The sequence below is a fragment of the Sporosarcina sp. G11-34 genome (assembly GCF_026931025.1).
This window is the reverse complement of the sequence record NZ_JAHNZW010000004.1, coordinates 65,761-87,039: the sequence shown is the minus strand read 5'-3', so window position 1 is coordinate 87,039 and position 21,279 is coordinate 65,761. Positions and strand designations below refer to the sequence as shown.

Here is a 21,279-nt window from a genome sequence, read left to right as displayed (position 1 = left end):
TATTACAACCACTTCACTTTCGGCTCAGTTCCTGCCTTGATTCTTACGATATTCGCACGATGTCTATAAAAAATAAATATCCCAAAAAGTCCAATCGCAATTAGTAGATAAAAATCACCCGTACGGAAATAATGGAAAATACTATACAGAAAACCGACAATCGCAACAATCATGGATGTCAACGAGACCATCTTAGTCAATTTCAAGACGATAAAAAAAGTGAGAAGGACGATGACGAAGACAGGCCAATTGTATCCGAGTATCACGCCACCAGACGTCGCAACAGCCTTCCCGCCTTTAAAGCGTGCAAACACCGGAAACATGTGACCAAGGACCGCAAACAGCCCCAAAATAAGGGGGTTGACGCTTGTATCACTAAACAGTGGAAGTAGTGGTAACAATGTCGCTGCTGTCCCTTTTAAAATATCCAAAGTTGTGACGATTAACCCCGCTGTTTTACCAAGCGTACGAAATGTGTTCGTACCGCCAAGGTTGCCGCTACCATGTTCGCGAATGTCTACTTTGTAAAATAATTTGCCAATCCATAGCGCCGAAGGAATTGAACCTAACAAATAGGCGATTAATAAAATAAATATAAGTTCCATTGGATACTCCTTTGTTTGTTGTATTATCAATGTTTTTAGTCTATCAGAACAGAGTTCATGGGACAATGGTATGCGACCCTTAAAATAGGGATTATTAAGTATGAGCAATATTATATTACGTATCGATTCTTCTATCTTCATTGCAAATTTTGATTTTCTTCTATACAATTAATTGAGCAAGCTTACCGGAACGTTGATTTGACAACCTTTCACGGAAGCGGTACGATTATACATTAGAGAACATTCGTTTGACGGGGGGCGGCAATTTGACAAAAAAACAAGAGCTAGTTAAATATGATGATGATTCGATTCATGTACTTGAAGGGTTAGATGCAGTTCGTAAACGACCTGGTATGTACATAGGATCGACGGATGCCCGTGGACTTCATCACCTTGTCTATGAGACTGTAGATAATTCGGTCGATGAGGCACTCGCGGGATTTGGTAGTCAGATAGATGTAACGCTCCATTCGGATGGCAGCGTCAGTGTACGTGACTACGGTCGGGGGATGCCAACGGGTATTCACCAAACGGGTAAGCCAACAGTAGAAGTAATTCTGACTGTACTCCATGCGGGCGGGAAATTTGGGCAAGGTGGCTATAAGACAAGTGGAGGCCTTCACGGTGTCGGAGCGGCAGTAGTGAATGCTCTTTCTGAATGGCTTGAAGTAACTATTTTTCGTGACGGTAAAAAGTTCCGTCAACGTTTTGAAAAAGGCGGAAAACCTGTAACAACATTAGAAACCATTGGAACTACGCGTGAAACAGGTACGTTAATCCACTTCAAACCGGATTCCACCATTTTTTCCACAATAAAGTACCAATATGAAACCCTAAGTGAACGACTCCGTGAATCTGCATTTCTTTTGAAAGGCTTAAAAATACAACTTAAAGAAGAAGAAACAGATAAGCAGGATACGTTCTATTATGAAACAGGCATTGAAGCGTTCGTTTCTTATTTAAATGAAGAGAAAGACGTTCTTCATGAAGTCGCCTTTTTAGAAGGTGAGTCAGATGGAATCGAAGTTGAATTTGCATTTCAATTTAGTGACGGGTATTCGGAAACGATTTTATCGTTCGTTAATAACGTGCGCACAAAAGACGGCGGCACACATGAAACTGGAACTAGATCAGGGATGACTCGTATTTTCAATGAATATGCGAGAAAAACAGGTTTATTAAAGGAAAAAGATAAAAATCTAGAAGGTTCCGATATACGCGAAGGTATTTCGGCAATTATTTCTGTTCGAATCCCCGAAGAAATCCTACAATTTGAAGGACAGACGAAAGGGAAACTGGGTACAAGTGAAGCTCGAACAGTAACAGAGTCGGTCGTTTCTCAAAAGCTTTTGTATTACCTTGAAGAAAATGCCGATTTAAGCGCATCACTCGTAAGGAAAGCGATTCGAGCACAACAAGCGAGAGAGGCGGCGCGAAAAGCGCGTGAAGATGCAAGGTCTGGAAAGAAACGTAAACGGTCGGATACGCTTCTTACGGGGAAGTTAACGCCTGCACAATCACGAAATGCAGCAAAAAATGAACTGTATCTCGTGGAAGGTGACTCTGCTGGCGGATCCGCAAAACAAGGACGCGACCGTGTATTCCAGGCTATTTTACCGCTTAGAGGAAAAGTTTTGAATACCGAAAAAGCAAAATTAGAAGACATTATGAAAAATGAAGAGATCAATACGATTATCCACGCAATTGGCGGAGGAGTAGGATCTGAATTTCAAATTGAAGACATTGCGTACGACAAAATAATTATTATGACGGATGCGGATACAGACGGGGCCCATATCCAAGTGCTTCTTCTTACATTTTTCTACCGTTATATGAAACCGCTTATGGAAGCAGGGAAAGTATTCATCGCTTTACCACCACTCTTTAAAGTTTCTAAAGGAGTAGGTAAAAAGGAAAAATCGGCATATGCATGGACAGAAAGCGATTTAGACACGGCAATCAAACAAGTCGGTGCCAACTATCTCATTCAGCGCTATAAAGGTCTAGGGGAAATGAACGCGGATCAGCTTTGGGAAACAACGATGAACCCTGAAACGCGTACACTTATACGGGTGACGATTGAAGATGGAGCTAAATCCGAACGACGAATTACGACACTCATGGGCGACAAAGTAGAACCGAGAAGACGTTGGATTGAAGAAAATGTCGATTTTGGTCAAACAGAAGATCACAACATATTGGACAATGAATTTATACATGTTGAGGGGGATTTTGAGTGACAGTAACTGAACGTATTCAAGACCTTTCCTTGGAAGAAGTCGTGGGTGATCGGTTCGGAAGGTATAGTAAATACATTATTCAGGACCGGGCATTACCCGATGCTAGGGATGGCTTAAAACCGGTTCAACGACGTATTTTATATGCGATGTTCCATGAGGGCAATACAAATGAAAAAGCGTTCCGGAAATCTGCTAAAACGGTCGGTAACGTAATTGGTAACTACCATCCGCACGGCGACTCATCCGTCTATGAAGCAATGGTTCGGATGAGCCAAGACTGGAAACTTCGTCATATGATGATTGAGATGCACGGGAACAATGGTTCTGTAGACGGCGATTCGGCAGCAGCGATGCGATATACGGAAGCACGCCTTTCCGCAATTTCCGGTGAAATGCTCCGCGACATACGAAAAAATACAGTCGACTTTGTTTTAAACTTTGATGAGACAGAACCTGAACCAACTGTATTACCTTCAAGATTTCCAAACCTTTTAGTGAATGGTTCAACGGGAATTTCTGCGGGGTATGCAACTGACATTCCACCGCATGCACTTCATGAAGTACTCGATGCAGTACTTATGCGAATGGACAAACCGAAAGCTTCGGTGGATGAATTAATGACGGTTATCAAAGGTCCTGATTTTCCAACGGGTGGTACGATACAAGGAACCGATGGCATCAAACAAGCTTATGAAACGGGTAAAGGTAGATTTATCATTCGTGCGAAAAGTTTTATTGAGCCATTAAAAGGTGGAAAATCACAAATCGTCATTACCGAAATTCCTTACGAAGTAAACAAGGCCAACATGGTGAAACGTATGGACGAGCTCCGTCTGGACCGCAAACTCGACGGCATCGCGGAAGTACGCGATGAATCGGACAGAACGGGTCTTCGGGTTGTTATTGAACTGAAAAAAGATACGGACGCAAACGGTATTTTGCAATATATGCTGAAAAATACAGACTTGCAAGTCACATACAACTTCAATATGATCGCGATTTCCGGACGAAGACCGACATTAATGTCACTTCCAATGCTTCTTGACGCCTATATTGGGCATCAAAAGGACGTTGTCACTCGTAGATCACGTTTCGACATTGAAAAAGCAAAAGAAAGACTTCATATTGTTGAAGGGTTAATAAAGGCATTATCCGTTTTGGACGCAGTCATTAAAGCGATTCGGGCATCGAAAGATAAACGAGATGCAAAAAACAATATTATCGCAGAGTTTGCTTTCTCTGAAATACAGGCAGAAGCAATCGTTTCTTTGCAATTGTATCGATTGACTAATACGGACATTACTGAATTACAAGCTGAAAATGCGGAACTTCGCAAACTAATTGAAGGACTCGATGCTATATTGAAAAGCGATAAAAAACTTTCCAATGTCATAAAAAAAGAGCTTCAATCGATTCGCAAACAGTTTGCAGAACCGAGAAGATCCGAGATTGAAGCGAAAATCGAAGAAATTAAAGTCGATTTAGATATACTTGTACCAAGTGAAGAAGTCATCGTTTCTGTAACGAAAGATGGATACGTGAAACGAACAAGTGTCAGATCCTTTAGTGCTTCAAATGGGACAGGACACGACATGAAAGAATCTGATTTTATGTTGTTTGAATCTCCGATGAATACACAACATCATTTACTGATGTTCACTTCACTCGGAAATTATATGTATCAGCCGATTCATGAGCTTCCGGACATACGTTGGAGAGACCTTGGACAACATATATCCAGCATTATTCCTCTCGAGCACAATGAAACAATTGTAGCTGTGATTGGGATTGAAACGTTCGATGAAGACGTGTCTATTCTGACCGCATCTGCAAATGGATTAATTAAGCAATCGAAACTTGCCGATTATGTAGTCCGTCGCTATGCAAGAACATTTCGAACGATGGGGTTAAAAGGCGGAGATACGCTAGTTGATGCCAAACTCGTTAAAGGTAACGAAGAGGTTATCCTATTTACAAATCAAGCGTATGCGCTTCGTTTCCCGCTCTCGGAAATTTCCGTGACAGGGATTCGTACAGCTGGCGTTAGAGGGATTAACTTAAAAGAAGAAGATTACCTTGTTGCTTTGGAAGTTGTCGGGAGTAAAAGTGCATCCATTTTAATTGCGACACAGCGCGGTGCAGTAAAGCGGATGGCTTTAAAAGAACTTGAAAGTGCTTCAAGGGCACAGCGCGGACTCGTTGTATTGAAAGAACTAAAATCCAATCCACATCGAGTCGTTGGGGCTAAACTAGTTGCAAACGATGAAATTATCGTACTAGCAACGGAGAAGGACCATAAGCTTCCGATTCTGGCGGGGTCCTTACGACCAGTCGATCGATATTCAAATGGAAGTTTTCTTGCTGACGAGAAAAAAGATGGGGATGTAACACATATATATAGGGATCCAAAAGCGATAATCGAATAAAAACCTTTTAAAAGTCACGTGCCAAAAACGCGTGACTTTTAAATTTGCCTAAAGTATAATGGTTCGAAAAGCGAAATAATAGAACGGGGATCGGGTATGTGGAAAAATCGTAACGTATGGATTATTTTGTCGGGGGAAATGATTGCGGGGTTGGGGCTATGGACGGGGATTATCGGCAATCTAGAGTTTATGCAAGAGAAAGTGCCGTCTGACTTTATAAAAGCCTTAATTATGTCTGTGGGACTTCTTGCGGGACTCATAGCTGGACCACTTGCCGGAAAAGTGATTGACCAATCGAAGAAGAAAACGGTTCTTATTATTTCCGGTTTGGGACGTATGGTGAGTGTTATTTTTATGTTGATTGCAATTTCAACGGGATCCATTTGGTGGATGGTGGCATTTATGATTAGTATTCAGTTATCCGCAACATTTTATTTTCCAGCGCTGCAAGCAACAATTCCACTTATTGTTAAGGAAGATGAATTATTGGCGATGAATGGGCTGCATATGAACGTCGCAACGATTTCCCGCGTCATAGGCACGGCACTTGCGGGGATAATGCTTGTTTACTGGTCACTGATGTCGCTGTATGTGGCATCGATCATTGCATACGGAGCACTCTTTTTCTTCACATTGATATTGCGAATTGATGAAGGGAAGAACAGGGAAGCGAAAGTAAAGGGTATCGGAAATAAAAGTGGTTTCATGGAGATATTCCCGGTATTGAAAGCATACCCAGCAGTTGGAATGACGCTTATTATGACGCTCATTCCGTTACTTTTCATTGGATCATTTAATTTAATTGTCATTAATTTAAGTGAAATTCAAAATTCTGCATCGATTAAAGGACTTGTTTACACTTTTGAAGGGATTGCATTTATGGTTGGAGCGTTTGTCGTCAAATATATATCCTCTAAATGGCGAACAACAATGATTCTTTTTTTCTTCGCAACAATGGTCGCTGTTGCCGAGTTTATGCTGTTTTTCGCTGAAAGTACAGTCATCACGCTATCTGCATTTACCGTATTAGGCTTCGCACTAGGCTGTTTTTTCCCAACAGCAATGGTTATTTTTCAAAAACAGATGCCAAAAGAATTCCATGGACGATTTTTTTCGTTCCGAAATATGTTGGAACGGGTTATGTTCCAGGTTGTTTTACTAACAGCTGGAGCATTGCTTGACATTATCGGGCTACAATATATGGTCGTTGCATTCGGAGTCATCAGTTTAAGTATGACCGTATTATTTTTCGTCGAGATGAAAAGAAGAAATATCGTTTTGGAACAACCAAAAGAAGTTGCCGCAGAAAGTATATGACTTTCTGCGTTTTTTTCTGTGGAATCATGAAGAAACCTTAAGAAATACATTATAGAAAAGACTAAAAAACGAATGCTCGCTCTAGGGCTGGAATCTACAATGAGGATGTCTGCGTCGATTGGTGGGGAAGAGGGACACGGATACGGTCGATTATACAAGTAATTAGGGCAATCAGCGTAGTAGTAGCAGTCCAAATCATATAATTTAGACAATCGATAGAACTAATAAGCAAGAAACAGCTGGTGCAGATATTTTCTTTGTATTCTTTTTTCTGTATAAAGTTACTGATTATAGCGAAGAATCAATAATTGTTATGTTCGGGGCGCGCCCCCGGGTTGAAAATAAAACGCCACGCTACCCCACGTACATATCCGCAACATTCACAACTTCCAACATAAAAAACACACGCTGTAATCAAGTTTTTAGAGTCTAAAAACTTGATTAGTGAAATACATTAACGAGAATAGGAAGGTAGGAGTGTTTTCTCCAGACAGATATTGGTAGATGGGAGATTAATTCACACAACAGACGCTTTGAGGGGGAAAACATTACTATTTGAAAGGGGATTAGGTGAAAATTATCTCCCTTTTTCTGTATAAAGTTACTAATTATAGCGAAGATTCAATAATTATTATGTTCGGGGCGCGCCCCCGAACTGAAAGTAAAATAATACGCTACCCCACGTACATACCCGCAACGTTTACAACTTCCAACATAAAAAACACACGCTGTGATCAAGTTTTTAGAGTCTAAAAACTTGATTAGTGAAATACATTAACGAAAATAGGAAAGTAGGAGTGTTTTCTCCAGACGGATATTGGTAGACGGAAGATTAATTCACACAACGGATGCTTTGAGGGGGAAAACATTACTATTTGGAAGGAAATTAGGTGAAAATTATCTCCCTGGGTGACGCACCGTGGTCATTGGGGCCGGACTAACAAATGGACTCTGTTAAAAAGATAACAACGTTATTTGAAATATTCAATATTTTATGTATGATGTAATTGAGCGAACGTTCAATCATAATTGTTTAGTCATTGAATTTAAGGGGGAATAGTTCATGAAGAAATCGAGTATTATTTTCTTTGAAAGAAAATTTCCAAGTGCAAACATGATCCTTATTAAAGACCGGCTTCCAATCCTTATCGATACTGGTTTTGGGAGTGATGTGTAAGATACAAAGCGATTAATTAAAGGGGGAGGTGTGTCACCAGAAGAATTACACCTTGTTGTGAACACGCACTATCATAGTGACCATGTTGGAGGAAACTTTCATCTTCAAAAAAATTATGGTGTTCCGATTGCTGCTCATAAATGGGAAGCTGATTTAATTAACTTTTGTGACCCTGAAGCCTGTAGTGCAGAATGGTTAGATCAGCCTGTAGAACCTTATAGAGTCGATAGAAAGCTCCTAGATAATGATGAGATTCATACAGGAAGCAGAACTTTGAAAGTTTTGTCTACACCCGGGCATACGTTAGGCCACATTTCTTTATATGAACCTGAAGAGGAAATATTAATTTGCGGTGATCTTTTTCACAAGAATGATATCGGATGGTTAAATATCTTTCGAAAGGGTGTTACATCTATCCAACGATCTTTAGAAAGTTTGGATCGGTTGTCTATGCTCCAAATCCAAAAGGCCTATTCAGGACACGGACCTCAAATAGACAATCCGCTCGTTGCTATTGATATGGCAATGAAACGGTTTGAAAAGTATCTCAAGGCATCGGAAAAATTTCATGGCATGCCTGCAAGAGGATTTTTTCATTCACATTAATCATTAAAAACGGATTGGCAAAAGAAAAAATCAATCAATACCTACTTAAGTGCGGTTGGTTCCAAGATTTTGCACGCTACTCTTTCCAGCTCCAGCCAGATCCAGCCAGAAGAGTTTGTTCAAGTTCTAATGGATGAAATGATTCGTTCGGGAGCAGCAATCTGGTGCAATAATCATTTAGTCGCGACTACTCCATAAGAAGCACCACAAAAAGAATGGATAAATAAGAACATAAACCCGAAAGATTGGAAACCTCAGGATTTCTCATATAGCTAAAAATGTGCTAAAAAATGAAATATAACATATAAGCGCCCTGAATTTGTAACGTTCACACTACCGAAGCTGTAATTCTGCAATAACATACTATAGCCATTAAATATAAAGATGTATAGTTACATAAGAATCTCTTGAAAGGGGCTTTCTTGGGACAATAGCATTTAAATATATGTCACATCTAGATTGAGGCCAATCATATAAAAAATGTGGCGTATCAAAGTTGGTATTGGCATATAGGTAAGAAAAATTATGTTAACGAAAAGGCTTATTCAACATAATCAGATAAGATTAATGGATTTAAAATAAAGGGGGAATAAAATTGTCTTTAAAAGTAGGCGATATTATTGCATTTGAACGGACTTTTACAATAGAAGATGTTGAATTGTTTACTAAGGTTTCGGGAGATGAAGGGATCCATCATCTAACCCCAGATGAACAGGGGAGACTTGTAGTTCAAGGGTTACTGACGGCAACTCTACCAACAAAAGTGGGTGGAGATAATAACGTGCTGGCCCGTACAATGACTTTTGAGTTTTTAAGGCCAGTGTTTACGGGTGATACAATAATTTGTGAAGTTAAAATTGAAGAATACGAAAGGCAAGAAAATAAAAATAATAGAACAGCTATTACTGCATCTTTTTTATGTAGAAATCAGAATGAAAAAGAAGTACTAAAAGGGTATTTTTCAGGTGTAATACTTTAAAAAGGATTAGCTAATATTTAAAATAAGAGATATGAATGTCTAAGCTAATTAGAAATTCATATCTCTTTGCAAATTCGATAATATCTCACTGTTTCAAGTATACTTATTAGATGATACGTAACTACCGATAATATATATTATGTAAACTAAAATATTTTTCGAAGAAAAAAGGGGTTATTTTAGTCCGGTCCCCTTACACTTTTAAATAATTCTCTATCATACATAAGTCGTTTTATATTGACTACGATTCTTAGGTCTCTAAGCCTTACAATGTGAAATGACTTCTAGTGCCTAGATATTTTCTAATCGATCTTCAAATAGATAATTCATTCAGGTGCCGTTTTCTTAACAATCATTTTTGAATCCTTCAAAATTGATTTGTTAATATTTGTTCGAAAAGAAATTCTTAAGCTAGTTTTCGTATGAATTAACTTTCTATTTCTAGCTTCTGCATTGGTGAATCTCTGCGATCCGCAATATAGTAAGGACAATCTGAATGCTGTGTTTATATATGTTCTTTTATAGACATGAAAGCTTTCGGGGCTACTGTTGTTATAACTCTTCTATACTCGGTAAATTAAATTACTAGTTTGACCTATTATAGTTCTAATTTCGAATTTTAATTTCCAAGAGAGAAATACGGATAATAGTCCTTCGGATAAATCCAAGCTCGCAGAAGTTACATGCATCTGATGCCCTTCTTTACCTATCCTAGACATCTCCATCAATCACACCTTTGACAAAGGATGCTAAAAACTCTTTTGGTATGTTTGAAACCGTACTGTTAACAATTTATTGGAAGCAATCCCTGGTCCATCTGTTATGAATAGACCCGACACCCAGGCTATTTCGTGTGTCCATATTTCAAAGTATATCTTCATTCATTTTGTTTTTCCCGGGTTGTCTCGAGTACTGTTCCCTGTTCATTGGAATGCTATGCTTGTATATAACATCCCGAATAGCCCTATTAGAAATACCAATGGTTCGTAACGAGGGTTTAATAGTCCGGACTATTCCGTCTATTATGTTTGGGGCGTCATCTCAGGCCCAAGGATAAAAAACCCTCACTCCACCCTGTGCTTATATCCGCTATCCTTACTACTTTCAACATCAATAAACTGCACGCTGTATTCAATCACATCATTTATAAATAAGTTGTTTCTTATTGCAAAGCTCCTTACGCTTTCTAACAGTTCCCTGTCGTATGTTGTTTTATACTGAATGCGATCCTTCGGTCGAGATTTTTTATCAAATGAAATCGCACCTAATGATAAAGTTTCTTTCAATCCTGTCTCGAGCAAATAATTGATATGCGTGCTATTTTCAGTGGCTACTTCCTTCAAAGATTTTAGTATTGCACGGCTAATATTTGTTCTAAATTTAACTCTCGAAGTATCCGTTGTATGAATTAACTTTCCATCTACCAATTTCCACATGAATAAAACACCCCTACCTTTCTATTTCATTCATTAATCCCGTTGCGAAGTAGAATATTTCGTATACTTTGATTATACAAACATAGATTCTCTTTGTCATCTATTACACTAACCAGGTGCTGATCCCCTACTTGAGTGCAGCGTGTAGTTTGTTGATGTTGAAAGCAGTAAGGATGGCGGGTATATACGTTGGGTGGGATTGTATTTTTTTATTTTCGGTCCGATGCGGCGCCCCGAACATAACAATTACTGACTTTTCTCTATAATCGATAAAATGAAATATAAAAGCAGTTAGTATGGGCTTTCACCCTATCAACTACCTCTTCTTCCCCGTTTTATCGTCCGATCTCCGATTTTTCAACCAAAATCTTTAATTTTCGCTCTAGTATATGCGAGAAATGGTGCGACTTTTCTCTGTATCGTGATCATGAAGAACTCCATAACTTGTAAGTATCCCCCTTCATGCTTATCCCCCAACATTCTTGCAAAAATAATTACAAAGAACTGTGGAATTAAGTTCAGAACACTATAATATTACTGCCTTGAATGATAGACGATAACTTATCTACCGCATACCCAATCGTTGAAATCGGTTTGCTCTTATCCAGATTAGCAACTTCCAACTCCCGATTTCAACAACGGCATCTTTCATACTGGGTATACTGCCCAGCGGAATCAATCATCATATCATATTAATTGCTTCCCACTTTCACATTTAATATTGTGGTGTTGATTAAAAGAAAAGGTTGTCCGGGAATTTAGTGAAAAACTGAATTCCTGGACAACCTTTCTTCTACTTATCTTTTAATCTCTTGACATAAATATTTTACAATATGTTTCCTTAACTCAAAGAATATTTGGACGTCTTCCAACCGCCCTTAATCAGATTTCAGACTGTATAGAATGCATAGGATTCCAGAAAACAGGAAAATCATTCGGGATAGTGAGATCTTTTCAGCGAGTCCGAATAAGGCGATTCCCGTCGTAATAATTAACACACAAGGGCCTACTAGAGCTAATAGAGTATTAATATAAAAGGCTTTTTCTAAATCATTAAATTTATACATCAACATCGCAGCCGTAATATCTACACTCCCCGAAAAGATCCGTAGAAGTATGATCATTAAAAGTGCCTTTTCAACCAATAAAAGAAACCCCTTTCTACTTCAATGTACTACCTGAAGTGTATGAAAGTTATTCTTCTTTTATCAATTGGTTAAAGTAGATTGCTAATCCCGCCCCTTTCTTATCTGAAAAGTTCACGTTATAAAAATACTAAACAGGCTTCCCCATTTCTAATAGATGTTGCTGTTGCCAAGTTCGTTCATTGGCAACAGCAATCACATCGAAATCAGTGGCATATGCGACTGATTTCACTGAGTATGTAGATGCGTGTAGCGCGTGGCAACTACATGGGCTTGTTTAGCAGCACGAGCATGATTGTCGGCTTCCCTAGCCGCAGTATGAGCAGCAAACGCCGCCTTTCGGGCATCACTTACACTTATTTCTCTTTGAATCCATGTTTGACCCGCTTTTCTTGCGGATATTTTTGTTCGAAATAATGAATAACATTTTCGGCAAAAGGAACACATGTTCACGACGGCTAAATGTAGCACTTTTTAATAAAACTATTATTAATTTAGTAATTAAATATTAAAAGACTGTCTTCTTTAATAAAGTTAGTTGCTGGCAGGCTTTCCATGCGATTATGATTGCCTTCCTTCACCTTGTACAATCAGTTAAAATTGAAATTTTTTAAGCTCTTTTTATAATTTTTCCTAGGTGGAAATTAGTGTTCCTACAATCTTTAGTAGTGAATATAAGATTGATGCGATGCTTGTCCATATGACATTCGAGTAAAGGTTATGGTCAATTGGTCACCTACTGGCCAGTAAGCTTCATATGATGAAATAACCCATCCTAGCTGAGCCGTTAACTGGAGGATGGGTTATTTTTGTTTTTGGTTAAATGTAAGTATCAATACAATTAATGTTGCAAAAGCTACTGCGACCAATGCTGAACATCCCTAAAACCTCTTCTATCTATACATCTACTATCTTGAAGCCCTAATGATATCAATTGTGTAAAATCCGATAGCGTCTCGCAATACCTGATCAGCAAGGGACTAAGTCCAAGCGTTTTTCGATATTTATAAAATACCTATTCAGAAGAACATAAAAACTCATTTGCAATTTATTATTGTAAATGAGTTTTCTTCACTGACTGCCGGCTAGCTTTGTATTAAAGTTTTTCCTTAAGACATTGATAAACCGCCATCAAATCTCGTTTATTTAACTCGCGAATACGATTGAAGATTGGAATATCAGCAACAGCCCCAGTATATAGGTTGTTATCAACAACATCACTTACTTTACCAGTGAGCCATGTTTCAACTGCTATGCCTTCGACAACTTCCTGAATTCCTTCATCAGTGATACCACTTTCATTACAGCTTACACATGGAATCGTTAATTTATATACGCCATCATGAAGATTATCTTCTGTAATGACTTTCTTTCCTTTACAAAATGGGCATGGATAACTTTTTTTAATCTTATTAATTTGGGTGACAATTTTTTTATATCCAAAAGCTTCATAAACATACGTTAGTCTTTTGTATTTTCCGTTTGTGTAATACGTATCAATGATTGTTTCTCTCGTCTCAGTGATCTTATCAAAATCACAGATGGTAACCTCGTTATTCGTGCTAATGGATTCGATATTACCACTAATTTTATCCCAGAATGGCAAGGCATTTTGTAATACCACTTCATAACCTGTAAAACTTGCCATTTCCAATTCAACTATTTTTAGCGCGACTTGTGTTTCCCTAGACAGTAAAGAGACATCTTCCGTCAAAATGATATCCCCACCGACAACAGCTTTCAATTTTATCAGTTCCGGTAACGCTCCTACTGTTTTCAATACTTGATCAAGCGGTTGCTGAATAATCTCACGAATATCCATGTTTCCAAATGTAAGTTGTTTATGATGGTTTAACACAGACCCTTCACAGATCGGGCATGTAATCATCTCTTTTGATGCTTTCATATGCTCCTTAATACTCGATTTCGAAATCGACATATACATTCCAATTATGCTGTTAAAGCCTTGCCATGTTCTCCGAGTCTTGGCTTCTTTATCATAAAACGACTTTTCCAAATACCCGTATAAAAAGGTATGCTTTTCTTCTTCTGTCATCTCATTATAGCTTTTACTCATATCGTGGCCGAGCTCATTCTTAATTTCCTCAAAAATGAATTCCAATCTTGAATATTGATAATGTTTTAATACCTCCATCACATCTGGATGTAGTAAGCCATCCCAGAATGGAGTATTTTTGTCTTGAATCACAACATCTATATCAAACTTTTCAATCACACGGCGACCCGAGCAGCTAGGGCAATGATTGTCCTGATTATATAAATCGAAGCTACTCGTATTTTTATTGGTCGGATGCGCCGCCACAATATGGTTGATCAAGCCGCCCATTTCATAAAGAAAACTATATTGACTATACAAGTGACGTTCCAGATCAATGGCGATGACGGGTGCAATTGTATCGGATTCGTATTCACCATAAATCAAACGGGCCATTGACGATAAGCTTTTTAAGATGCCTCCCTTATAGACGTTTTCCGCATTTTTAAAGTAATCAATATGATTTTCTTTTAAATAGGTAATGCCATTTTGCTGCTTAAGTGCGGAAGTAATATGCAATGGAGCAACTCGATCGGCACTGTTTTGCCCGCGATAATACTCACCATGACTGACAACGTCAAGATGCTCGACAGGTGCAAGCTGCCTTTTACCAAAATCAACGATAAAATCGGAGTTTTCTAGCATATACGCATTATGTTCAATCATGATCATTGTGACAGATTCATCCTCCAGAATGACCCGTATGCTATCAATGAATTGATTTAAAATATTTTGTGATAACCCTTTTGAAGGCTCGTCAAAAATAAAAAGCGTATGTGGGTTTCTTGAATTGGCAAACAGCTCGGAAACTAAATGGACACATTGAAATTCACCCGTCGATAAGGACTGTGTTTTTCTTTCCAACGTCAAATAACCAAGTCCAATTTTCCAAGAAAAAGGACTAAAGGCATTTCTTCCATCTTGATGGCACTGAAATTAGTTTCCATAATATTGGGGAATAAATACTGATATTCAGCCTTTGGCAATAACGAAACGAGACGTTTTTTGGATTCTTCGCCAATTGTTTGACAAAAAGTTGTTTTACCAGATCCGGACAGACCAGCAATTCCTAACGATTTGTCTACTGGTAGGACTGTATCTAATTTGTTAATATTGTTCGCAATTAATTGATTTACTTTCATAATGACATCCTCTCGATTCTCTAAATTTGGTATTGCAGTGTTTGCTGAATTATAGTTAACTCCATCCTTTATCTCATTAAAAATGACGCTTTCCGCATTCCGGGAAAGCGCCCTATATCGAAGAATTCTTTTTTTACAGTGCCGCTAACACTTTTCCGAGCTGATCACCCATTTGCGTCCAAGCATATTTAGCTCCCTCGATGGCTCCTTCGCGGGCTTTTGTAGCTTCGCTAAATCCACTTTGATCAAAATGTAGATGGACCATTCCGTCTGAACCTTTTTTCAAAGTCCATGTAACCGTAGTGCTTTCTCCGGCACTTACCCAGGTGTAAGATAATGTATGAGGCTCGTCCACTTCGAGTACCTCGCAATCTACAATGCCATCCCACCATTCGTTTGGCTCATCTCGGAATTGAAATTTATGTCCTACAATTGGTTTAAAGTCATTTTTCCATATCCATTTCCCAAGCATATCCGAATCTGTTAAAGCGTTCCACACTTGCTCGATTGAACTTGTAAATTGATAATCTAATGATACATCTGGTTTCATTTGTTTTCCTCCAATAAAAGATGTAATTTAGCAATTCTTTCTTTCCAGAATCCTTCGTAAAAAGAGACCCAATCTTGAATTTCTTGGAGCGGAGCGGCATTTAGCCGATACCTTGTTTCCCTACCGACCTTTCGAGCAATTACGAGATCAGCCTCTTTAAGGATAGCCAAATGTTTAGAAACCGCTGTACGACCCATTTGAAAATGAACCGTTATCTCATGTAGGGGTAATTCTTCAACATCTGCCAATATTTGAAGTAATTTTCGCCTTGTTGGATCAGCAACGGCACCATAAACATCTCGCACTTGACATTTTTCGCTCAAAACCACCCCACCTTTTCATTAACATTTCCTTTAATGTCACCGATTATGCTTCATAACAACCTAATAAGATACCTTTTGTTGTCTTATTTATTGTAGGACACCAAAAGGTGACACGTCAAGTTCCCTTCCGATAGCTTTCTGTATAATGAAGCGTTAATTAGCTTTGGAAAATGGTGATGCTATTCATCTACTACATATAGACGAATTTCCACTAAGTTTGACTACTTAGTCGAACTACTGTTATATTCGACTAGATGGACGAACTTATTATGCTATCCGGCGTATCGTATAGGATGTAAGTTTCTACAAACCAGATGATAGGAGAATTTTATGACGTATCAGGTTTCTGTTTTTATTATGGATGTGAGTAATTCTTCCACGGAAGACGTCGGTGATGAATTAAGTACTTATCTTCATCAGTTAGAAGAAAGGATATCTAACTGGACGAAAGATATCACAACGACTAAGGTAATCCACCGTTCAGGTGATGAAATTGTAGTCATTTGTAGTGGCTATGCAACAGCTTATACAATTGCATTTTATATGAGTAGAGTATGGAAATTCAAAGATCACAAACCCTATTTTGGTTTATCGTTTGGCGACATTCAAAATGATGTAAGTGACCTAAATATAGAGACTTGGATCCATCCATTGATGAAGCAAGCGAGGTATTCCAACGACATACTGAAGCAACAGGAACATAATAGAGTTCAATTTAATTTTAAATTGGATGACTTTTCTAACAAAAAAACACTCGAAGGGTACCACTTGTTTAGAAGTCAATTTGAAGTTTTACTAAATACCATTTTACGATTGCAACAAGATCAAATTAATGAACAAACAGATATTCAGTCGCTTGTTTGTTCTTTGTTTCTAATACTGAATCAACAAAATAAAGTAAGTAACTACCTCGGTAGATCGGCATCTACCGTTTCAAGTCATATGAAAAAAGGGAAAAGTGATGCGATTATGAGCGCTTTTACTGGCATTGTTAATGTATTGAATTCCTTGCAAGCTAACAGTGAGTTCGATTTAGGTTCGAATCCACAGTTAATCAATGATCGTTTGCAAAATAACATCAAGCTGATTGTGAGTAATAATCTTCATGATTATTTTCCAATCAATTCGTAAGTGGAGGAAGAAATGATGAGTGTATTATTGCTGCTTCTTGCCCATTTAATCGCTGACTTTTGGCTACAAACAGACTCGATGATAAATAATAAAATGAAACATATAAAAAAGCATATGCTTCATCACCTAATCACAACGGGACTGGCATTGATAATCATCTGGGGTTATACGTATCACTTTTCAAAGGTTATCAACTACCTCGTATTCCCTTTACTTTTTATTTGTGTGACACATCTCATTATTGATGTGCTGAAACTGAAACTGCTTGATACGATAAAACCAATAGATAGCCATGATTTGAAGAAGTTGGGGTTCTTCTTAGTGGATCAGGCGCTTCATTTGGCAACGCTGATCATCACTTGTATCGTTTTCTTTGATGTGAAAGCTACAACAATGATGACTAGGTTATTGCAACTACTTGGAGAGAATGGCGGAACAAATGGTTTAAATGTAGTCAACACACTTCTCTTTATCATCATTATTTTTATTTTAGCTACGAGTGTAAGTGGACATATGATTAAATTAATTTTAGGCTCATTGCCTTCTGAACTTGCAAATTTTGAAGCGGAATTTACGTTTAAGAATAAAACGCTAGATGCAAAGAATAGTAGTGAATCTAGGTTAGAAAGTAATTTTACGGAGGAATATCATTACTTGACCTATTCAAATCCACTTCTTTCACGAGGGAAGTTAATCGGCTATATCGAAAGATTGCTAGTTATTTTATTAACTATTGTTGGTGCGTACCCATCTATCGCCTTCATCATAGCCGCGAAATCAATTGCACGTTTTAAACAGTTAGACGATCGAAATTGGGCGGAATATTTCTTGTTAGGGACATTATCCTCCATATTTCTAGGGTTACTGCTTGGTTTATTGGTAAGGGCGATTGTCATGTAGTCAGTATTCTTACTATGCCAATAGCAAGGTAAAATGAATTACCTGAAGAAATGAAACCATTCGTTGAAATAAACGTATACTATTTAGTCAGTAAGACAGGGGGGTATATATATGTATTTCGATCCCGATCCTTTAGGTAATGCGATGTTTACGATTGTTCCAATATTAATAATCGGGGTTTTTATTTTTATTATCATTAAAGGAGCCGCTGAATGGGGTTCGAACAATAATGCTCCAAAGCTAACCGTTCCCGCCAAAGTTGTCGCGAAAAGAACGAGCACGTCGGGGGGTACCCATCACTCGAGTGATAATATGCATTCAACGACAACAACGTCTTATTATGTAACCTTTCAATTTGAAAGTGAAGATCGGTCCGAGTTTTCTTTAAGTGGTTCCAAATACGGCATGTTGGCGGAAGGTGATACGGGAATGCTCACTTTCCAAGGTACACGCTATCTTGGATTCGAACGGGTTAGTGACCTATTTAACGAAAAAGAGCTTAATTCATAGTCGAATTAAGCCCTTTTCCTTGTATAACTATTGAATATCTCTTCTATTATATCCAACAAAACCGACGACAGTTAAGACCACCGCAATAAGGGCCAGTACGGACACCCTCATAATATCCATGTCTTCAACAGGTAGTCGTGGAATTTGACCAAATGGTGAGAGTTTTCCTACCCATTCTGGAAATTGAAATAACCCACCCAAATAAACAACGATGAATGAATAAAACAAGTAAATCCAAATCAAACCTGTCCATTTTGGCGCAAAGCCGATTAGTAATACGGCAACCCCAATCATGATCCACACCGCAGGTAAATAAACGATTGCTGCGCGGTACAATATGCCAAAAGCGATTCCGTTTTCCATCGTTGTCATTGCGGCCGACCATAGGCCAAGTGCAGTAAATGATACCATCGCAAATGCAACGACAACAGAGATGACTAGTGAGCCTCCCATAAGTCGTGTACGCGACACCGCCCGACTGAGTAAATGATCCGTACGATGTTTTTTTTCTTCACCTATTAATTTAAGCACTGCTAAAAGGGCCGGGATTGTACAAAACATGGCCATAATGGACATGAGCATCGTAAGGAATTGTTCTGTTAAAGAAAATCCTTGGACAGGCGTTAACAATTTTTCCAACATATCATTGCCTGAAAAGAAAGCATTTAAATCTCCCAAAACAGACCCATAAGACGCACCAAGAATAAACATGCCGACTGCCCAAGCAATGAGCCCAGTGCGCTGTAATCGCAACGTAAGACCTAGTGGACTCTGTAAAAAAAATGATGCATATTTCTTCCCCGGTTTTGACGGTAAGAACCCAGATTCCAAATCCCGAATGGCGTTTAAATAAAGGGCGAAAATGACGAGCACAACTGCCACACCTACCGTAAGTAAAATGGGCCACCAATAATTATTCACATACACTTCCGAACCCAATACCCATCCGAGTGGAGATATCCAAGAAAGAGCTTCGTTCCCGGCATCACCAATTGCCCGAATTAAATACGCGACACCTAAAACCGAAAATGACAACCCGATTGTCCCGCGGGCACTTTCTGAGAGTTGAGCAAACACAGCTGTGACGGCAGCGAAAAATATTCCTGTTGCTCCAAGTGCCGACCCATATAAAAGTGAACCTTCCAAATCCATACTTTCAATACCGAGCGCATACAAACCAAATCCTATACCGAGCACCAACACTAGATTCATGACAAACAGGACGAGCATTGTCGCATGTAGATGGGATAAGCGACCAGTTGGCAAAGAACGAATCAATTCAATACGTCCGTCTTCTTCATCTGCCCGCGTGTGGCGCGCAACGAATAAAATGCTCATAATTGCAACAGCTAAAGCCGTAAAAAGAAGCATTTGATGGGCCATCATCGCTCCAATTGTGTAATCGCCTAAACCATAGCCCCTGCCCACCATCGCGGACATTGCAGGATTCAGCATTGTTGTCGCAATCGTTTGTCTTTCTGCAGCTGTTGCATAAAGGTTTGTAAATGCCTTCGCGACTAGAACGGTCAATACTGACAGGGAAAGAACCCAAATCGGAAAACGAAGACGATCTCTTCTTAATATAAAACGCGTAAGGATTATCGTATTCGTAAAGACTTGCTTGGCCATTAGGATGCGCCTCCTACTCCTGAATCCGTAGTTGGGCTGTCGCCTTCATAATGACGCATAAACAAATCTTCCAATGTGGGCGGTGCACTTTCTAATTTCACAATGCCGAACCGACTAATGTATTGCATAACTTCATCCAGTTCATTCGCATCGACGTGGAATGAATACGATTTACCTTTCACTTCGACATCATGAATACCTTTTACTTCGTCCAAAGAAATCATTTGGCGTTTCGTCTCCACACGTAGAATTGTGCCTGTTAAGTGACGCAACTCTTGTAAAGAACCCGTTTCTATTATTCTTCCTTCCCGAATAATAGCTACCTTATCACATAATATTTCTACTTCAGATAATATATGACTTGAAAGCAACACGCTTTTCCCTTCTTTTTTCGCATCGTGCACACATTCTTGGAATACTCTTTCCATTAGCGGATCGAGTCCCGAAGTCGGTTCATCCAAAATATAAAGATCTGCACTTGATGAAAAAGCGGCAATCAACGCCACCTTTTGCCGATTCCCTTTTGAATACGTTCCGCATTTTTTGGATGGATCTAAATCAAATTTCTTAATAAGTTCTTCACGTCGGCTTTTATCGTTCGTTCCTCGTAGTTTCACAAATAAATCGATGACTTCCCCGCCCGTCAGGTTCGGCCATAAGTTCACATCACCGGGCACATACGCAACTCGTTTATGAATTTCAACGGCATCTTTCCAAGCATCCATACCAAAAATCTTCGTTTCACCTGAAGTGGCCTTTAAAATACCAAGCAACACACGAATCATTGTTGACTTTCCGGCGCCATTTGGACCAATGAAACCGTAAATTTCGCCCTTCTTCACTTCTAAGTTAACTCTATCCAGCGCGGTGAATTTACCAAACTTTTTCGTTAAATGATTCACTTGTAAGATTGTCATTTCGCACGCTCCTTTTTTTGGGATAAGAAGTAGTTTCCATAGTAGTTAACCAATCATAAAGCTGTGGCCAATATGGTAGTCCACTTTCTTTTAATAGCCATCAAAAATCACCCTAGTGATTTGATTCTTTTGCATCAATACCCTTTCTAAACAAAGGATAATCAATATCATCATATATCTTACGAATATG

Annotated in this window: 16 protein-coding genes and 1 pseudogene; 8 read left to right on the top strand and 9 right to left on the bottom strand. The window is 38.8% G+C overall.

Annotation, left to right across the window (positions count from 1 at the left end; all coding sequences use genetic code 11):
- Positions 1-2 precede the first annotated feature (2 nt).
- A complete protein-coding gene (plsY, locus tag KSU66_RS06645; RefSeq protein ID WP_269050648.1) occupies positions 3-605 on the bottom strand; it encodes a glycerol-3-phosphate 1-O-acyltransferase PlsY in 603 nt (200 codons plus the stop codon).
- A gap of 266 nt (positions 606-871) precedes the next feature.
- On the opposite strand from plsY, the gene parE reads away from it, so the two are divergent.
- The 5 genes from parE (at position 872) to KSU66_RS06620 (ending at position 9,350) form a co-directional block, all read left to right on the top strand.
- Entirely contained in the window at positions 872-2,845 is a 1,974-nt protein-coding gene (parE, locus tag KSU66_RS06640; RefSeq protein WP_269050647.1) for a DNA topoisomerase IV subunit B, read from the top strand.
- Positions 2,842-5,271, top strand: coding sequence for a DNA topoisomerase IV subunit A (gene parC, locus KSU66_RS06635; protein ID WP_269050646.1), 2,430 nt, complete (start codon positions 2,842-2,844; stop codon positions 5,269-5,271). The genes parE and parC overlap by 4 nt, the downstream gene beginning before the upstream one ends.
- A gap of 96 nt (positions 5,272-5,367) precedes the next feature.
- A complete protein-coding gene (locus KSU66_RS06630) occupies positions 5,368-6,588 on the top strand; it encodes an MFS transporter (protein WP_269050645.1) in 1,221 nt (406 codons plus the stop codon).
- Between the two features lie 1,207 nt (positions 6,589-7,795).
- On the top strand, positions 7,796-8,371 hold the full coding sequence (locus KSU66_RS06625) for an MBL fold metallo-hydrolase (RefSeq protein ID WP_269050644.1): 576 nt from the start codon (positions 7,796-7,798) through the stop codon (positions 8,369-8,371).
- 595 nt (positions 8,372-8,966) lie between these two features.
- On the top strand, positions 8,967-9,350 hold the full coding sequence (locus KSU66_RS06620; RefSeq protein ID WP_269050643.1) for an FAS1-like dehydratase domain-containing protein: 384 nt from the start codon (positions 8,967-8,969) through the stop codon (positions 9,348-9,350).
- 1,064 nt (positions 9,351-10,414) lie between these two features.
- Here the strand turns inward: KSU66_RS06620 and KSU66_RS06615 are convergent.
- The 6 genes and pseudogenes from KSU66_RS06615 to KSU66_RS06595 form a co-directional block, all read right to left on the bottom strand.
- Positions 10,415-10,786 carry an rRNA methyltransferase gene (locus KSU66_RS06615; RefSeq protein ID WP_269050642.1) on the bottom strand — a complete coding sequence of 124 codons (372 nt, stop codon included), beginning with the start codon at positions 10,784-10,786 and terminating at the stop codon, positions 10,415-10,417.
- An 878-nt stretch (positions 10,787-11,664) separates the two neighbouring features.
- Positions 11,665-11,931, bottom strand: coding sequence for a YqhV family protein (locus tag KSU66_RS06610; RefSeq protein ID WP_443028946.1), 267 nt, complete (start codon positions 11,929-11,931; stop codon positions 11,665-11,667).
- A gap of 228 nt (positions 11,932-12,159) precedes the next feature.
- Positions 12,160-12,378 (bottom strand): putative immunity protein, encoded by a 219-nt coding sequence (locus tag KSU66_RS21415; RefSeq protein ID WP_443028952.1) that lies wholly within the window; start codon positions 12,376-12,378, stop codon positions 12,160-12,162.
- A 649-nt stretch (positions 12,379-13,027) separates the two neighbouring features.
- A pseudogene (locus KSU66_RS06605) lies at positions 13,028-15,129 on the bottom strand (excinuclease ABC subunit UvrA).
- A gap of 133 nt (positions 15,130-15,262) precedes the next feature.
- Entirely contained in the window at positions 15,263-15,679 is a 417-nt protein-coding gene (locus tag KSU66_RS06600) for an SRPBCC family protein (RefSeq protein WP_269050641.1), read from the bottom strand.
- Positions 15,676-16,002 (bottom strand): ArsR/SmtB family transcription factor, encoded by a 327-nt coding sequence (locus KSU66_RS06595; protein WP_443028945.1) that lies wholly within the window; start codon positions 16,000-16,002, stop codon positions 15,676-15,678. Before KSU66_RS06595 ends, KSU66_RS06600 begins: the two co-directional genes overlap by 4 nt.
- Before the next feature lie 330 nt (positions 16,003-16,332).
- Between KSU66_RS06595 and KSU66_RS06590 the strand changes: the two genes are divergently transcribed.
- From KSU66_RS06590 to KSU66_RS06580, 3 genes are all read left to right on the top strand, one after another.
- Positions 16,333-17,133 (top strand): hypothetical protein, encoded by an 801-nt coding sequence (locus tag KSU66_RS06590; RefSeq protein ID WP_269050639.1) that lies wholly within the window; start codon positions 16,333-16,335, stop codon positions 17,131-17,133.
- A gap of 15 nt (positions 17,134-17,148) precedes the next feature.
- Positions 17,149-18,033: a DUF3307 domain-containing protein gene (locus tag KSU66_RS06585; RefSeq protein ID WP_269050638.1), complete on the top strand. Its 885-nt coding sequence runs from the start codon at positions 17,149-17,151 to the stop codon at positions 18,031-18,033.
- A gap of 111 nt (positions 18,034-18,144) precedes the next feature.
- Entirely contained in the window at positions 18,145-18,543 is a 399-nt protein-coding gene (locus tag KSU66_RS06580; RefSeq protein ID WP_269050637.1) for a DUF2500 domain-containing protein, read from the top strand.
- Between the two features lie 27 nt (positions 18,544-18,570).
- On the opposite strand, the gene KSU66_RS06575 is transcribed toward KSU66_RS06580, so the two are convergent.
- Both KSU66_RS06575 and KSU66_RS06570 read right to left on the bottom strand, forming a co-directional pair.
- Positions 18,571-20,172 carry an ABC transporter permease gene (locus KSU66_RS06575; protein ID WP_269050636.1) on the bottom strand — a complete coding sequence of 534 codons (1,602 nt, stop codon included), beginning with the start codon at positions 20,170-20,172 and terminating at the stop codon, positions 18,571-18,573.
- Positions 20,172-21,089: an ABC transporter ATP-binding protein gene (locus KSU66_RS06570; RefSeq protein WP_269050635.1), complete on the bottom strand. Its 918-nt coding sequence runs from the start codon at positions 21,087-21,089 to the stop codon at positions 20,172-20,174. The genes KSU66_RS06575 and KSU66_RS06570 overlap by 1 nt, the downstream gene beginning before the upstream one ends.
- Positions 21,090-21,279 lie beyond the last annotated feature (190 nt).